23 protein-coding genes are annotated in these 15,657 nt (G+C 49.6%); 22 read left to right on the forward strand and 1 reads right to left on the reverse strand.

The genetic code is table 11. The features are described from left to right. Positions 1–287 precede the first annotated feature (287 nt). From M0R35_00555 to M0R35_00600, 10 genes are all read left to right on the forward strand, one after another. The gene (locus M0R35_00555; GenBank protein MCK9594152.1) at positions 288–671 is read left to right on the forward strand and encodes a hypothetical protein; all 384 of its coding nucleotides are present in this window, start codon (positions 288–290) and stop codon (positions 669–671) included. A 47-nt stretch (positions 672–718) separates the two neighbouring features. Then, positions 719–934 carry a hypothetical protein gene (locus tag M0R35_00560; GenBank protein MCK9594153.1) on the forward strand — a complete coding sequence of 72 codons (216 nt, stop codon included), beginning with the start codon at positions 719–721 and terminating at the stop codon, positions 932–934. Between the two features lie 126 nt (positions 935–1,060). Then, the gene (locus M0R35_00565) at positions 1,061–2,143 is read left to right on the forward strand and encodes a hypothetical protein (GenBank protein MCK9594154.1); all 1,083 of its coding nucleotides are present in this window, start codon (positions 1,061–1,063) and stop codon (positions 2,141–2,143) included. An 84-nt stretch (positions 2,144–2,227) separates the two neighbouring features. Continuing rightward, positions 2,228–2,518 carry a hypothetical protein gene (locus tag M0R35_00570; protein ID MCK9594155.1) on the forward strand — a complete coding sequence of 97 codons (291 nt, stop codon included), beginning with the start codon at positions 2,228–2,230 and terminating at the stop codon, positions 2,516–2,518. A gap of 58 nt (positions 2,519–2,576) precedes the next feature. Next, positions 2,577–3,380 carry a hypothetical protein gene (locus tag M0R35_00575; GenBank protein MCK9594156.1) on the forward strand — a complete coding sequence of 268 codons (804 nt, stop codon included), beginning with the start codon at positions 2,577–2,579 and terminating at the stop codon, positions 3,378–3,380. A gap of 2 nt (positions 3,381–3,382) precedes the next feature. After that, positions 3,383–3,676, forward strand: coding sequence for a HAMP domain-containing histidine kinase (locus tag M0R35_00580; GenBank protein MCK9594157.1), 294 nt, complete (start codon positions 3,383–3,385; stop codon positions 3,674–3,676). A gap of 30 nt (positions 3,677–3,706) precedes the next feature. After that, positions 3,707–4,084, forward strand: coding sequence for a YkgJ family cysteine cluster protein (locus M0R35_00585; protein MCK9594158.1), 378 nt, complete (start codon positions 3,707–3,709; stop codon positions 4,082–4,084). 7 nt (positions 4,085–4,091) lie between these two features. Beyond that, positions 4,092–4,655: a flavin reductase family protein gene (locus tag M0R35_00590; GenBank protein MCK9594159.1), complete on the forward strand. Its 564-nt coding sequence runs from the start codon at positions 4,092–4,094 to the stop codon at positions 4,653–4,655. A 27-nt stretch (positions 4,656–4,682) separates the two neighbouring features. Then, positions 4,683–5,093: a hypothetical protein gene (locus M0R35_00595; GenBank protein ID MCK9594160.1), complete on the forward strand. Its 411-nt coding sequence runs from the start codon at positions 4,683–4,685 to the stop codon at positions 5,091–5,093. A gap of 39 nt (positions 5,094–5,132) precedes the next feature. Next, positions 5,133–6,161: a 3-deoxy-7-phosphoheptulonate synthase gene (locus M0R35_00600; GenBank protein ID MCK9594161.1), complete on the forward strand. Its 1,029-nt coding sequence runs from the start codon at positions 5,133–5,135 to the stop codon at positions 6,159–6,161. A 19-nt stretch (positions 6,162–6,180) separates the two neighbouring features. Here M0R35_00600 and M0R35_00605 read toward each other — a convergent pair whose 3' ends face one another. Then, positions 6,181–6,630, reverse strand: a complete 450-nt coding sequence (locus M0R35_00605) for a peptidylprolyl isomerase (GenBank protein ID MCK9594162.1) — start codon at positions 6,628–6,630, stop codon at positions 6,181–6,183. A 287-nt stretch (positions 6,631–6,917) separates the two neighbouring features. On the opposite strand from M0R35_00605, the gene M0R35_00610 reads away from it, so the two are divergent. From M0R35_00610 to plsX, 12 genes are all read left to right on the forward strand, one after another. Further along, complete coding sequence (locus M0R35_00610) at positions 6,918–7,364, forward strand: hypothetical protein (GenBank protein MCK9594163.1); 447 nt, start codon at positions 6,918–6,920, stop codon at positions 7,362–7,364. Continuing rightward, complete coding sequence (locus M0R35_00615; protein MCK9594164.1) at positions 7,361–7,585, forward strand: hypothetical protein; 225 nt, start codon at positions 7,361–7,363, stop codon at positions 7,583–7,585. The genes M0R35_00610 and M0R35_00615 overlap by 4 nt, the downstream gene beginning before the upstream one ends. Before the next feature lie 20 nt (positions 7,586–7,605). After that, entirely contained in the window at positions 7,606–7,926 is a 321-nt protein-coding gene (locus M0R35_00620) for a TRL-like family protein (protein ID MCK9594165.1), read from the forward strand. Between the two features lie 70 nt (positions 7,927–7,996). Then, the gene (locus M0R35_00625; GenBank protein ID MCK9594166.1) at positions 7,997–8,515 is read left to right on the forward strand and encodes a BatD family protein; all 519 of its coding nucleotides are present in this window, start codon (positions 7,997–7,999) and stop codon (positions 8,513–8,515) included. A 4-nt stretch (positions 8,516–8,519) separates the two neighbouring features. Continuing rightward, complete coding sequence (locus tag M0R35_00630) at positions 8,520–9,890, forward strand: PIG-L family deacetylase (GenBank protein ID MCK9594167.1); 1,371 nt, start codon at positions 8,520–8,522, stop codon at positions 9,888–9,890. A gap of 3 nt (positions 9,891–9,893) precedes the next feature. Continuing rightward, entirely contained in the window at positions 9,894–10,538 is a 645-nt protein-coding gene (locus tag M0R35_00635; protein MCK9594168.1) for a GNAT family N-acetyltransferase, read from the forward strand. A 66-nt stretch (positions 10,539–10,604) separates the two neighbouring features. Beyond that, on the forward strand, positions 10,605–12,698 hold the full coding sequence (recG, locus tag M0R35_00640; GenBank protein MCK9594169.1) for an ATP-dependent DNA helicase RecG: 2,094 nt from the start codon (positions 10,605–10,607) through the stop codon (positions 12,696–12,698). 5 nt (positions 12,699–12,703) lie between these two features. After that, entirely contained in the window at positions 12,704–13,249 is a 546-nt protein-coding gene (gene rsmD, locus M0R35_00645) for a 16S rRNA (guanine(966)-N(2))-methyltransferase RsmD (protein MCK9594170.1), read from the forward strand. Positions 13,250–13,258: 9 nt separating this feature from the next. Then, positions 13,259–13,750, forward strand: coding sequence for a pantetheine-phosphate adenylyltransferase (gene coaD / locus M0R35_00650; protein MCK9594171.1), 492 nt, complete (start codon positions 13,259–13,261; stop codon positions 13,748–13,750). Continuing rightward, positions 13,750–14,166 (forward strand): DUF177 domain-containing protein, encoded by a 417-nt coding sequence (locus M0R35_00655; protein ID MCK9594172.1) that lies wholly within the window; start codon positions 13,750–13,752, stop codon positions 14,164–14,166. The genes coaD and M0R35_00655 overlap by 1 nt, the downstream gene beginning before the upstream one ends. Before the next feature lie 211 nt (positions 14,167–14,377). Beyond that, complete coding sequence (gene rpmF / locus M0R35_00660; GenBank protein MCK9594173.1) at positions 14,378–14,581, forward strand: 50S ribosomal protein L32; 204 nt, start codon at positions 14,378–14,380, stop codon at positions 14,579–14,581. Positions 14,582–14,611: 30 nt separating this feature from the next. After that, positions 14,612–15,652, forward strand: a complete 1,041-nt coding sequence (plsX, locus tag M0R35_00665) for a phosphate acyltransferase PlsX (protein MCK9594174.1) — start codon at positions 14,612–14,614, stop codon at positions 15,650–15,652. Positions 15,653–15,657 lie beyond the last annotated feature (5 nt).

Here is a 15,657-nt window from a genome sequence, read left to right on the forward strand (position 1 = left end):
GGTAAGCCGAAAGAAGAGCCGAAAGAAGAGAAGCCGCAAGGTGGTGGATGTTGTTGTGGGGGGAAATAATACACCCGGCGTAAGAGGATAGGGTGTTTCTTAAGCGATACTGGCACCCGGCGTAATTGCACCCGGCGGTATTTGAACCGCCGGTATGTGCCTGTGCATTAGAATATACGCCGGTGTTCAGTCTCTACTGAAAGGTGTTATATGTGCAAATGCTGCGGCAGTCATACTAAGAAGAAGGCGGTAAAGAAAGTAGCCAAGAAGAAAAAGAAGTAATTTTTATGGCCCCGAAGACAAAATTCACCGAGTTGAAAGTGGTTTTTAAGCGGCTGCACGGGCCGAAAGGCTGTCTTTGGGACAAAAAGCAGAGCCATAAAACCCTTATCCCGCATCTAAAAGAGGAAGTAGGCGAGTTTATTGACGCGGTAAGGTCTAATAATACCCGTCATATGCGGGAAGAGTTGGGTGATCTGTTGCTGCATGTGATGTTCAACGCGCAGATCGCGGCGAAGTCTAATCGGTTTGATATTGAGGATGTCATCGCGGAATTGATCGCGAAACTCAAGCGTAGGCATCCGCACGTCTTCGGGAACACACGGGTCAGTTCCGCACGGCAGATCATCAGGAACTGGAACGAGATAAAGAAGAAGGAAAAGCGAAAGTAGTCCATCCCGGATATTTTTAGGCCTGTTTTTCTATTAGCGAGGGTGAAATGGGCTCAAACGAAATGGTCTGGAGATATTGCAGCCTGAAACAGAGGAACGCCGCGTTCATGATCAGCTCCGGGACAAAGATCGAAGACAATGCAGTGGTCGCGGATGAATCTACGGAATGCCTGCATATAGAGCGCGATTGCTCCGCTTTGAAATGTAAATTAGCCGGGGGCGATATTAATCCGTTCAGCGTGGGCAAGCTGGGGAATAAGTGATATAATTTGATTGCCTGTGAAGGGGTTTCGCGATAAAATAACCCCATGCGCCTTAACACGGTGGTTAATAAATATAGGGGACGGATCAAATTAAACAGCCTGTGGAAACGGCTGTTTTTTTATTTTATGCTATGTATTGGCTTGTTCAGTGCCCCTTTCTTTTTTGCGCAGGCGCAGAACGCTAACGAGCCTGATAGGAGGGTCGGCGGGCCCTGTGAATATGATGTGTTTGAAGGCGCCTGCCGGATAATATCGGCTGAGAAAAGCGGGGCATCTATACAGCAGGGTAAGGACATTTCAGGCCCGGGTTATGAAGGGGTCGAGGTGAATTTTGAATTCATTCTTCCTGAAGGCGGTATCTCTTATGTGGAGCATCGGGCTAATCAGGCGGGATACGCCTTGCGCGGCCCGCGGGCCATGCGCCTAACGAATTCCTGGTATCCGGGAAAGGGATTTATCCGAAAATACAAAATAACCCCCGGTTCGGGTTTTGATTGCAGTGTTAATATTATTAAAAGCGGGACATGCACTCCGGTCAACATAAGCTTTAAAGATATCGATCTGGCGGATTACAGCGCGGAGAGTAAAGGCGCTGTTGGGGCAAAAAACGCCTGCTCCGGGCTGGCAGAGGAATTCCACGCTAAAGCAGATCCGGCGAATTACTGCGAGGTTGATTCGGATTGCGGCAGGCTGGACCTTTTGCTCCCGTGCTCTTTCGGCTGCGATACCTATGTCAATGTCAAAGAGAAAGAGGCTTTGGAGGAGTATTGGAATATCCGCGCTCCGGATGATTGCGAAAAATGTGTGCGTGAATGCCCGCCGTCGGCGCCGCTGTGTTTCAAGAACAAATGCGCGCAGGATTACGAGGTGCGGAATATCCGGATGACGGATGCCGCGCAGAAAGCCATTAAACCCGGTGGCGCGGGGTTTATCTATGACGGCGGCTCGGATCCCGGATGGCGCATACTTTATGACAAATGCGATCAGGGCGTAAAGGACAGGCGGTCCTGTGTGCAATGCCTATCAGGTTTTAGCTGGGCCGGGGTCAGCCCGGATGCGGATATAAGCGCGATACGGGAAGGTTATATCGAAATGAACGTGTTCAAGGTCCGCGATGCCCAATTCCCCGGCTCGATCAAGGTGTTTGTCTATGGCGACCTGGCTGTGGATGAGGAGGGGAATATTTACACGCATGGCGAATTAGGTTGATAACCCGGCAGAAAAAAGGAGATCATTACGCGTAGATCCTGGAACAAAACAGCAATCCTGGTTTTATTGGCGTTTATCCCTTTAGTGATAAACGTTGGGCATTGCCAAAAGCCGGCCGCCGAAGAGCCGAAAGAGATAAAACGGCTTTTCGGGACAGTGGCCAAAGTGGAATTTGTGATGTCCTCTATTATGGTTATCTGCGATTTTGGTTATGTGAATATTGACGTGACCGACGCTACGGTTATAACCCGAGGGTCAGGGCAGATCGCCCTTGATGAGATAGACTTGGAAGATTCGGTCATCGTTCATTATTATAATCCTGAGCCGGGTAAGTATGTGGCGGTGTCCATCAGGGACAGCACCACGGAGAAATAGAATTATTGATAATTCGGATAACTGCCGGTATAATAAAACGATATAACATATACGATAAATGAATATAGCCAGAAAAATATTTTCTTATATAGGGCTGATCGCGATAATCCCGCTTTTAGTCAGTCTTTACCTGATTTTTTATCCCGCCGCGTTTAATTCCGGGGAAAAGAAGCTGGTGATTTTTATTACCTCGATCCTGGTTTCGCTGGGGATACTGGGTTTGATCAACCTGGTGCGTTATCTGTCCAGGATCGCCGCGAGCCTGGCCACCATATCAAAAGGGAATTATAACCCGCAGTCGCAGATTCCCGCTGAACCCGGAGTTGAGGCTCAGTTCTCGGATTCGATCAATCAGATCAGCCGGCAGCTCAGGGGCTCGGCGGATGAACTGGAGAAGCGCGCGCTCCTTATCGAACGCTCCAACCAGGAGCTTAAAAGGATGAGCGAGCTTAAAATGCAATTCCTTTCCCAGGTGGCGCATGAATTACGCACCCCGCTGATAAATATCGAGAAGAGCTCGCTTTTACTCCTGGAATCGGATATCTCGCAGCAGCATAAGGATTTTATCAGGATAATCAACGAGAATTCCCGCAGGTTGATGCGGCTTATCAATGAACTGCTGGATATGTCCAAACTGGAAGCGGGGATGTTCCTGTTGAAGCGCGAAGAACTGGAGGTAAAGCCGATCCTTGAGGAAGCGGCTGTTTCCGTGGAAAGGTGGAAGCATAGTAAGGACCTGCAGATCCAATTGAAGGCGGCAGGCTCCCTGGAGCGGATATACGCGGATAAGGACAGGGTCGTGCAGGTCATCATCAATCTGCTGAGCAACGCCATCAAGTTTACGCGGTCTCCGGGGCGATAACCGTGCAGGCGAAGCTTTATGACGGCCCTATACCGTTTGACCGCAAACATGTGGAGATATCGGTCAGCGATACCGGGGTCGGGATCGAGGAATCCAGGATACCTTCAATATTCGAGAAGTATAAAACAGTCAGCGGGCAGGATGCCGCGCTGCCCAGCACGGGGCTGGGGCTGTCGATCGCTAAACAGATTGTGGAGGTGCACGGCGGCCGTATCTGGGTGGAAAGCCGTGTCGGTAAAGGCAGCACATTCGGTTTCACTATCCCTTGTTCGCCCGAAAAAACGCAGGGTGTTTAGGCCCGGGCCAGGGTAAATGTTGAGGTGAATATGTCGAAGGGCGCAAAAAAAACCAGGAAGAAAGCAAAAAAAGATATCTGTGGCGAATGCAAGAGCCAGGCGGATTGCTGTAAATTCGGGGCGTGGGCGGACGTAGAAGAGGCTAAAAAGATAGCGTCCCTGGGATTAAGGGGCGAATTTTTTCAACTGGAGAAGGACACGGATTTCTTATCAGGATACCGGATCGGCACCAGTTATGAAGACGAGCCGTGCACTTTCCTTGACCGTGACGGGCTTTGTTCGATACACAAGATCGATTATAACCTGAAGCCAAAGACCTGCAGGGAATTCCCTTACGAAAAGAGCAGGCTCTCGCCTTATGCCAAGGTTTTATGCACGGTAGTAAAGTCCAAAAAGAAGAAAAGATAAACAGAAAATGAAGAAGTCGATCGGCGCCAAGACCATAGTTTTTCCGACACCGGTTTTCATCATCGGCACATACGATAAGTCCGGCAATCCTAACGCCATGGTTGTTGCCTGGGCAGGGATATGCTGTTCCCAGCCCCCGTGCGTGAGCATATCATTGCGCGAGGCGACTTATACCTACGCGAATATACTGGAGCGCAAGGCGTTCACCGTGAATATCCCTTCGGAGAAGTACATCAAAGAAACGGATTACTGCGGAATCGTTTCCGGTAAGAACGAGAACAAATTCAAATCCACCGGGTTAACCGCGGTAAAAAGCGCTATTGTTGACGCCCCTTATATCGAAGAATTTCCTTTGGCCCTGGAATGCGCTTTGATCCAAAGCGCCAAGGTCGGCCTGCACACGATCTTTGTGGGCGAGGTAAAGGATATAAAGGCCGATGAGACGGCCTTGGACAAGGACGGCCAGCCGGATATCGAGAAGATAAAACCATTCATTTTTAATCCCGCGACCAGGACTTATTACGGCACAGGGAAGTTTCTGGCGCAGGCGTTCTCTGTAGGGAAGAAATAGATATCGACCGATAAAAAAGGAGAGGCTATGCAAATGACATTCACCGATAAAGATAAAAAACAACTGGTCCCTTTGGCGAGAAACGCCAGGATAATCGGGATGTTCTTATTCGTTATGGCGGGGTTTTTGCTGTTGGTCGGAGCGGTCAACCTGTTATGGGCGATCAAGGACGGGGTGCTGACGCAGGATAAGACGATAGCGAAAACCGTGGAATTATTCGTGCAGGCGTTGATATCCGCGGTAATGGGCTTTTATACCGTTAAGTTCTCCGGCGAAATGAGAATGTTCAACGCCAAAGGCGAATCCGACGACCTGATGAAGGCCTTGGGCCGTTTGGCGTCATTATACCGGGTCCAGCTTATCCTGGTTCTGCTCTTTTCAGCGGTAATTATATTCTCATTGGCGATGTTCGCGATAGCATTCTTTGCAAAACATTAAGAGCGGCAATCCCGGCTTTAATTTTAAGAAAGGCACGAAATGAGTTTCGAATATTTAAGGAAGATCCCCAGCGCTAACGAGATAATCAGCCGGATGCCAATACCCGAGGCCTTGCGGAGGGTAAAGAAGGAAAGGGACAGGCAAATAATCGATATATTCACCGGCAAGAGCGATAAACTCCTGGTCATTATCGGGCCGTGTTCCGCGGACAATGAAAAGGCGGTCTGTGAATATGTTTCTCGGTTACAGAAGCTTCAGGACGAGGTGGAGGAAAAGCTGCTTTTGGTCCCGCGTGTTTATACCAATAAACCCAGGACCACCGGTGAGGGGTATAAAGGAATGATGCACCAGCCGGATCCCAAAGACAAACCCAATATCGTGGAGGGGATCAAGGCGTTGCGGAAGATGCATCTGAAGCTGTTGAAAGAGTCGGGACTTACCGCTGCCGATGAGATGCTCTATCCGGCGAATTACCCGTATGTCGAGGACCTGTTAAGCTACGTGGCCATAGGCGCCAGGTCGGTGGAGAACCAGCAGCACCGCTTGACGGTCAGCGGGCTGGATATCCCGGTGGGGATGAAAAATCCCACCAGCGGGGACCTGAACGTGATGCTTAATTCCGTCCAGGCAGGCCAGTCGGCGCATGTTTTTATTTACCGCGGATGGGAGGTAAAGACCTCCGGCAATCCTTATGTGCACAGCATCCTGCGGGGAGCTGTTAATCAGCACGGCCAGAGCATCCCCAACTATCATTATGAGGAAATGGTCAAATTGTCCGAGATGTACCAGAAGCGCGGCCTTTTGAACCCGGCGATCATCGTGGATACCAACCACGCTAATTCCGGCAAGAAATATGAAGAACAGCCCAGGATCGCCCTGGAGGTGATCCGCAGCACGAGGCATTCAAAGGTATTGAAAAAGATGCTCAAGGGGTTCCTGATCGAGAGCTATATTGAGGAAGGAAGCCAGGATATTAACGCGAAGGTTTTCGGGAGATCCATAACCGACCCGTGCCTGGGCTGGGATGATTCGCGCAAACTGATCCGGGAATTAGCGGGGGTTATTTAAGGCCAATTACAAATCCGGTTTATTCGCAGCAGGAGCGCCCGGGCAGTATCTCTTGCAGGGTTATATCGAATACCAGGTCTTTGCCGGCAAGAGGATGGTTGGCGTCCACCACGACTTTTGTTTCGGCGATTTCGTTTACCGTTACTATTAACGGCATATTTTCATCCTGGCTGATCTGTAATTGCTGGCCGACGGACAGCTTAAGGTCTTTAGGAAGCTGATCCCGGTCCAGAGCCAGGAACATTTCCTGACGAGGTTGTCCGTAAGCCCTATCGGCGGGGATCTTTATTGTTTTCCATTCCCCGGCTTTCATCCCGATCACCGCCTGCTCAAAATCCTCCAGAAGATGTTTTTCCCCGATCTTGAACTCCAAAGGTTCGCGTTTCAGCGAATCGTCAAATATCCGCCCATCTTCAAGTTTTCCGGTGTAATGGACCTTTACTTTGTCTCCGAGCTTTGCCAGGGTCATTTTGCCTCCTTTTAAGGCCGTAAAAACAAAAAACCCCCAAACCGTGAAACTTTGGGGTTTTTTGCAGGTGATAGGCCTTTACAGCTTGCGCTATCGGTACGACCTCCTTGTTCACCTACTCCCTACATCTTGACTACAGTATGAGTATGACACGGAATTGCTAAATGTCAAGGGCAGGGCTGACGTTTTTTAGAAGATAAATTTGGTTGCCAAAAGGCTTATTTGGTAATAAAATAAAACAATCAAATATGGCCATATAGGCCGGTAATTTATGGGGAGGTGTCCGGATGAATCGTAATAAATTCTTGTTCGCGTTGGCGACAGGCTTTTTCTTGTTAACGGCGGCATTGTCCAGCGGTTGCGTTACAGCTTCTAAAAAGGCGGATACTCTGCCGGCGCCTGGGGCAGCCGTCCCACAGCCGCCTAAGGTTACCCAGGATGTGAAGGTTTTTCGCGTGTTGCAGCAGATCGACCTGGATAATGACGGCAAGAAGGAGATCGTGGCTATTTATGACACCAACAGCAATGTCTGCGGGGTCAAGGTATTAAAGGATGTGGATGATCAGGCTCAGATAATCTTTGAGCAGGTCTTTGTCGACCCGGGCGTTAAATTTGAAGTGGTCAGTGGGACCCCGAAGATATTATTCTGCCAGCCGATCCAGGATACCGGATATAAGATGAACCGTTCTTATTCCTGGGATGGAAGCACATTCGTGCTTGACCCGGAAAGATGAGATATTTAAACGCAGCGCTTACTATAATAGCTGTTTTTCTCGTAGTGATAGCCGGCCGGCTTTTTCAGTTGGGCATACTTATGGAAGGCAGCCGGGAGAGCAGCCAGTCTTTTATTAACTCCTGCCAGGCTTTGATAAATTCCAACCAGCATCTGGAATCGGAGATCATCAATCTGCGAAAGCAGATCGCCGGCTTGCAGGAACAGGTGTTAAAAAGGTAGCGGTAAAAAAGGAGGAACGGATGCAAAAAGCATCGGGTGTTTGTCTGGTCCTGGTTTTTGCGTGCAGCGTGTTATTGTCAGGCTGCGCTACGCCTTATCCGTATGGAGCGCTTTATACGGAGATCAAGGCCCCCGCGGCTGTCGGCACTGAAGGTCTTGCTTATTCAAAAGTAGGGGTTGCCAAATCCACGTCGATCCTGGGCTTAGTAGCCACAGGCGATGCCAGTATTAAGGCTGCCTCGGATAACGGCGGGATCAAAAAGGTCAAATACGTCGATTACAGCGCCAAGAACATACTGGGCATATTCGGCGAATACACTACCACGGTTTATGGCGACTGATCGTTAAACTAAAAAGGGGCAGCCTTTATGGAACAAGAGGTTGCCCCTTTTTTTATGGATAATTAATGATATGATGAAAAAGGCATTGTTGATTTTTGCGGTTATGTTAACCGGTCTGGCCCTTAGCCGGGGTTATGCTTTTGCCAATACCTCTATCCGCACGGAAGTGGATAAAACCTGCGTCGCGCCTAAAGAACTGCTTACCTACAAGGTGGTCATTGAGTCCACGCGCAGGAGTATTCCCGCTCCGCATATCCCGAAATTCACGAGTTTCAAGATCGTATCCCAGGGGCAGGCTACGAACATATTCAGGCACGCCGGCAAGTTAAAGACCCGGGCGGAATATATTTTCATGCTTTTGCCGAAAAAAACCGGCAGGATAAGGATCTATCCGGCGCGTGTGACGATAGAAGAAAAAAGTTTTACATCAGCGCCGCTGGATATAGAAGTGACTCATGCCTGTTCTTCGCAGGGTAAACGAAAAGCCAGCCCGGGATCCCCGCAGTTAAAAGAAGCGCCGGGACAGGAAGAAGCCCCTGAAAGCCTTCAGGGTGCCCCGGATCCAGACCAGCCACAATACGTTTTGTGAATTAATGAATAAATATCTTAAATATCTGTTGAGCCTGCTTGTCCTGGTTTTTTTGCCGGGCAGTTCATCGTATTCCCGGGATATCCCCGGGCTTGAGGGGTTCGTCAAGGAAGACCGGGTTTTGGTCCTTGCCCCGCATCCCGATGATGAGGCGATAGCCTGCTCAGGTATGATACAGCGGGCGTTAGGGGCCGGGGCAAAAGTGCAGGTGGTTTGCTATACCAACGGCGATAATAATGAATTCGCTTTTATCGTATATGAGAAGCGCATAACTTTTAAAAAAGGCGAATTCCTGCATATGGGGGAGGTGCGCAGAAAAGAAACCCTGTCCGGGATGGGCTATCTGGGGCTGGGGCCGGAGAATGTGAAATTTATGGGGTATCCGGATTTCGGGACTATGGAGATCCTGACAAAATACTGGCAGTCTAAAGTCCCTTTCCGCAGCATGCTGACCAGGATCAGGAAGGTGTCGTATCCTGAGGCCCTTTCGATAGGCGCCCCGTATGAGGGTGAAAGCATCCTGGAGGACCTTAAGACCATATTGCGCGCGTTCAGGCCGACCAAAATATTTGTTTCCCATCCCGCGGACAGTAACCGCGATCATCAGGCATTATACCTTTTTTCCCGTGTGGCGCTATGGGATTTGGAAGGATTGATCGATCCGCCTCAGGTTTACCCTTATATCGTGCATGTGGCTGGCTGGCCCAGGCCGCGCGGCCACCATATTAACCTTGAGCTTCATCCGCCGAATGAATTGGCCGATATGAAGTGGGCCAGGCTTGATCTGATCCCGGAAGAAATAGAGAACAAGCAAAAAGTGATCTCGTTCCATAAAAGCCAGATCGAATATAATCCCCCGTACCTGTTTACCTTTGCCCGCAAGAACGAGCTTTACGGCGATTGTCCGTTGATCCGGGTAAAACGCTCGGAGGAAGAGATAGATTGGCAGGCTACCGATATAAAAAAAGAGCCGGTTGCCGGCGCCCCGCAAACCCGGGAGCGCAAAAATAACGAGACCCCGCTTTTATCATACGCCTGTAAGGATGATTTTCTTTTGATCCGCCTGGCGTTGCGCAACAAGCTATCCAAGAATATGGGCGTATTCATTAATCTATTAGGGTATAGCCACAAGAAGAAATTCAGCCAGATGCCCAAACTGAAGATCACTATCGGTTTATTGGGTATGCGGATAAAAGACAAAAAGGACGTGTTGTTCATCCGGCAGGCGCAGTTGAGATATGAAGGCAAGAATCTGGTCGTCAAGATACCTTTAGCCAGCCTGGATGATCCCGAATACATAATGTCCCGGGTTAGGCGCCGGATGTTCCGGTTCCCTTTGGATGAGGGCGCCTGGAGGGTCGTTAAATTAGAGTAGGAAATGGATGATATAATTATCCGGCTTTATTACGGGGCTGACCGCGATGCTGTCCGGCAGATCGCCTGCGATACTGCGCTTATGGGCGGCCCCGGGGAAATATTCTTCTCGGATAAAGAGGTCCTGGCGGATTTCCTTACTCTTTATTTCACCGACTATGAGCCTGGTTCGAGTTTCGTGGCCCAGTCCGGCAGTGGGGTTATCGGCTATCTGATCGGTTCCCGGGACAGCCGTAAGATGGGAAAGATATTCGGCGGAAAGATCTGCGGCCCGCTTTGCCTGAAGATGCTCATCAGGGGGGCGCTGTTCAACAGGAAAAACCTCGTTTTCATATTCCATAGCCTGAAAAGCCTGATCCGTGGCGAATTTAAATGCCCGGATTTCAGCAATGACTATCCGGCTGTAATGCATATAAACCTTAAAGCAGGTTTTAGGGGTAAGGGGATCGGTTCAAGATTGATCGCGGCTTACCTGAAGCATTTAAAAACGAACAAAGCATCAGCGGTGCGTTTAGCTACCTTTTCGGATAAGGCAAAAGATTTCTTCTTGAAAAACGGGTTCAGCCTGCTTTTTCAGCAGACGAGGTCTTGTTTTCGGTATTTGCTCGGCCGCGATGTACGGGTGTATATTTACGGCAGAAAATTGTGATCCGAGACCCGGTCTTGTAACTTGTTGTAGGCTAATGGTTTACAAGACCGGGTCTTGAAGTGGAATATGGGAAAATTAAGCGATATCTCCATACGCTATGTAAAAGGCGTAGGCCCGAAACGGGAAAAGGTTTTTAACAAGCTGGGCGTCTGCAGCATCGAAGACCTTTTGTATTATTTCCCCAGGCGTTATGAAGACCGGACTAAATTTATTCCCATATCAGCTTTGGAAGAAGGCCGGGAGCAGACAATAAAAGCCCGGGTCCTGGTCAGCGCGGACAGGCGTTCTTTTCGGCGCAGGGGGTTCAGTATTACCGAGGCGCTGGTAGAAGACGCTACCGGCAGGCTTTCCTGCGTATGGTTCAATCAGCCGTATCTTAAGGCTTATTTGCGGCCGGGGACGGAGGTTATTCTTTACGGTAAGATTGAGCGGTATTCGGGAAAACTGCAAATGAACGCGCCGGAATTCGAGGTTGTCTCCGGGGAAAGCGAGGGATCGCTTAATTCCGGCAGGATCGTCCCGGTTTATTCTTTGCCCCAAGGCCTGGGCCAGCGCAGTTTCCGCAAGATGATCCGGATGGCCCTGGATAAATATTTAAGCCAGGTCATAGATTTTATGCCGTTCGATGTAAAGCGGAACCACAAACTGCTTGATCTGGCGCAGAGCATTTTGAATATTCATTTCCCGGAGAATGACGGCCTGCAGAAGGATGCTTATGCCAGACTGGCTTTCGAGGAATTCCTGTTTTTTCAACTGCCGCTTATATTGAGAAAACAAAAAAGGAAAGAGAAGGCAGGGATCGCGCATAAAGTAGAGGGCCGTCTGTTGAATGATTTCCTGGCAAAACTTCCGTTCGAGCTTACCGAGGGCCAGAAAACCGTGATCGCAGAGATAAAGGCGGATATGGCCAAGCCTGAAGCCATGCAAAGGCTGCTTCAGGGGGACGTGGGCTCGGGAAAAACAGTAGTGGCTGCCGGCGCCTGTATGATCGCTATTCAGGGGGGTTTTCAGGCGGCGATAATGGCTCCAACGGAGATACTGTCCAGGCAGCATTTTGAAAAAATAAACTCCCAGCTTTCCGGCTTGAGATCACAGCGGAATAAGATCAAAGTCGGCCTGCTTACCAGCTCCGGACTGAGAAAACAGAAGGATAAGATGATCCGGGATATTAAAGAAGGAAAGGTCGACCTGGTGATCGGCACGCATGCCTTGCTTGAAGAGAACGTGCAGTTCAAGAGCCTCGGTTTGGCGGTGATCGATGAGCAGCATAAATTCGGCGTAGGCCAAAGGGCCCTGCTGCCGGCTAAAGGGAAAAATCCGGATATATTGATAATGACCGCCACGCCTATACCCCGGACATTGGCTATAACCCTTTACGGCGACCTGGATGTTTCGGTGATCCGGCATTTGCCTCCGGGCAGGGGCAGGATCAAGACGCTCTATTTCACCCGGGAGAAACAAGCGCAGGCTTACGCCATTGCCAAAGAGCAGATGGCGGCCGGAAATCAGGCGTATATTGTTTATCCGGTGATCGAGGAATCTTATGCCCTGGATATTGCCGGCGCGGAAAAGATGTACGAACAGTTCAAAAAAGGGGAATTCCGGCAGTTCAGGCTGGGGTTGATCCATGGCAGGATGAAGCATGATGAGCAGGAAGCGGTTATGCTTAAATTCAAGAACAAGGAATTGGACGCTCTGGTATCGACCACTGTTTTGGAGGTAGGGATAGACGTGCCTTCGGCTACCTGTATGATCGTCGAGCATGCCGAACGTTTCGGATTGAGCCAGCTGCATCAACTTCGCGGCAGGGTAGGCCGGGGCGCTATAGAATCATTTTGCGTGCTGGTTTCCGGCGCGGTAACTGAAACCAGCCGGGCCAGGATGCTGGCAATGGCCAGTTACAGCGATGGTTTCAGGATCGCGGAAGAGGACCTTAGAATACGCGGCCCTGGAGAGTACTTCGGCAGCAGGCAGCACGGTTTGACCGGGTTGAGGATCGCCAATCCTTTGACCCAGCTGCAGCTTTTGAAGTCAGCCAGGGAAGAGGCGGTCAATATAGTGGCTCAAGACCCGGGGCTGGGATCCCGGCAGAACGTTTTATTGAAGGAAAAGCTCTTGCAGCGCTTTCCGGAATACGAAAAAGTTATGGTGGTGGGCTAAAGAATATGCGCATAATATCGGGGCAATATAAGAGCAGGATCATTCAGGTCCCGGAAGGCATAAGGCCGACAGAGGACCGGGTAAAAAAGGCTTTTTTTGATATTATGGGAGATGTTTCCGGTTTATCCTGCCTGGAATTGTTCGCCGGTTCGGGTTCTGTGGGCCTGGAGGCGTTGTCTTTAGGCGCAGGGTCGATGGTTTTTGTGGAGATAAGCCGGGCCTGCGTAAAGTCGATCCAGGATAATGTCAAAGTCTTCGGCTTGGAAGATAAGGTAATGGTGCTTGCCAAAGACAGCTTAGAGGCTATAAAGCAGCTTTATGCCAGCCAAAAGAAATTTGATCTGATCTATCTTGATCCTCCGTATTATAAGGGGATATCAGAAAAAGCCTTGCAAATCCTGGCTGATTGTGATATATTACTGCCTTCCGGGTATATAGGGGTGCAGCACTTTAAGAAAGACCCTTTGCCTGAGAAACAAGGAGACCTGTCCAGGTTCAGGCAGTCCAAGTACGGTGATTCCGTGCTTTCTTTTTATAAGAAGGGAATTTAGCCCAAGAATATGCGTCAAAAAGCCATATACCCCGGTACATTCGACCCGGTCACCTTCGGTCATATTGACATAATTAAACGGGCTCAAGAGATATTCTCCGAGGTTATTGTCGCCGTAGCGCATAATCCCAGGAAATCGCCGTTTTTTACCGTTCCGGAAAGGGTCGCTTTGCTTAAAAAAGCTACTTCCGGAATGAAAGGCGTCACTGTTTGCGATTTCAGGGGCCTGGTAGTGGATTTTGCCCGCAAGAACAGATCGCCGGTATTGATCCGGGGATTAAGGATGCTTTCGGATTTTGAATATGAATTCCAGATGGCTTTGACCAATAGAAAGCTGGCCCAGGATATCGAAACCATATTCCTGATGCCGCATGAGTCTTACAGCTATATTTCGTCAAAGCTTTTGAAAGAAGTAGCATTTTTAGGCGCGGATTTATCCCCGTTCCTCCCTGATTTCGTGGAAACCGCATTGAAATCTAAGATCAGACGAAAAAACAAGTAATGAAGATAAATGTAAATCACATCCTTCCCCTAGGGACGGTATTTGAAGAGGATATCTCCGCGGAGGCGCTGGAGGCGGGGACTGATATAACAAAGTTCAAAAGCCCGGTGCATGTTAAGGCCCGGCTGGAAAAAATAACCAACGCGGTAATCGCCGAACTGGAGATAACCGCGCGCGTCAGCCAGGTCTGCGGGCGTTGCCTGAAAGAATTTGACCAGCTCCTGGATAGGAAGTTAAGGTTGAGTTTCGCTTTGGACCGCGGTATTTACGAACTTGACCTGGATCCGGATATCCGGGAAGATATAATCCTGTGGTATCCTTTGCAGCCTTTGTGCAAACCGGATTGCCTGGGATTATGCCCCGGATGCGGGGTGAATCTTAATGAGGCAAAATGCGGTTGTGGGGATAAGAAGTAAATATCAGGATGTTATGCCCGAAGATAAGCCGGGTATTTATTAACCGTTTTGCCCCTTGCTTAGACGCTTTGTAATTTTCAGCGCTTCGCGACTGAAATTACATACGCAAGCTGCGGGGTTAATTCGCAGACGCTTCGACGTATGTCGAAGCCCTGAGTTGCGTCGCTCCGGCGGAGTTTTCGTAACTCAGCTGCTCATTAAGGAGATTAAAATGCCTTTACCAAAGCAACGACATTCGCATACCCGCGGGAAAAAACGCAGGACCCATTGGAAAGTAATCCCGGCCGGCCTTATCGCCTGTCCGCAATGTAAATCATTAAAGAGGCCGCATCGTGTATGTCCGGTTTGCGGGAACTATGATGGAAAGCAGGCAGTGGCGATCAAAGTAAAAAAAGACAAAAAGAAGGCCGCTTAACTAAATCCTATCAGACAGGATCAAGAATAAATGAAGATAATTGTTGATGCTATGGGCGGCGACTATGCCTCTGATGTGGTGGTTGACGGAGCGATAGCCGCGGTTAAAGAATATCAGGTAGGGGTTGTCCTGGTCGGAGATGAAGCAAAGATACGCATGCGTATCAGAAAAATGAAGTTCGATTCCAAGCTTCTTTCGGTATATCCCGCATCCGAAGTCATTGAAATGCATGATTCTCCGGCTACCAGCGTCAGGAGGAAGCGTAATTCTTCTATTGTGCTGGGCCTGAAATTGGTGCGCGACGGCCAGGGGGACGCGTTTTTCAGCGCCGGAAATACCGGGGCTGTTGTTTGCGCGTCCACGTTGACTTTAGGGATGCTGCCCGGCATCGAGCGGCCGGGTATCGCTACGTTAATGCCCAGCCTGAAAGGCGTTTCCCTGATTATCGACGTAGGGGCGAATATTGACCCTAAACCCTTGCATATTTTGCAGTACGCGGTAATGGCAGATGCCTATGCACGTTATATCCTGCATAATCCCAATCCCAGGGTAGGCCTCTTGAACGTGGGCGAGGAGGAAAGCAAAGGGACCGTGCTTCTCAAGGATATCCATGAATCGTTATCCAAGACCCATCTGAATTTTATCGGCAACGTTGAAGGCAGGCATTTGTTCTCCGGAGATTGCGACATTATTGTCTGCGACGGGTTCGTGGGCAATGTCGCGTTAAAGGTTACGGAAAGCCTGGCTGAGGCGATGCAGATCTCTCTGAAAAAGCATATTTTTAGCAATCCCCTTGGTATTATCGGAGGCTTGCTTTTGCGGTCGAGCTTCAGGGCGTTTAAAAAAGAGATAGATTATTCTGAATACGGCGGGGCGCCTCTTTTAGGCGTCAACGGAGTATCGATAATCGGCCACGGCAGGTCGAATGCCAAAGCGATCAAGAACGCGATCCGGGTGGCCAAGGAGGAAGTGGAGAACAGGTTCAACGAGAAGGTCTTGGAGGCGATAAATTTGGAAGGATTGGTTCAAACTAAAGAAAATAACCCTCAAGTTGCGCCGTTAGACAAGTAATCCTT

The organism is Candidatus Omnitrophota bacterium (assembly GCA_023227985.1).
Lineage (GTDB): Bacteria > Omnitrophota > Gorgyraeia > Gygaellales > Profunditerraquicolaceae > JALOCB01.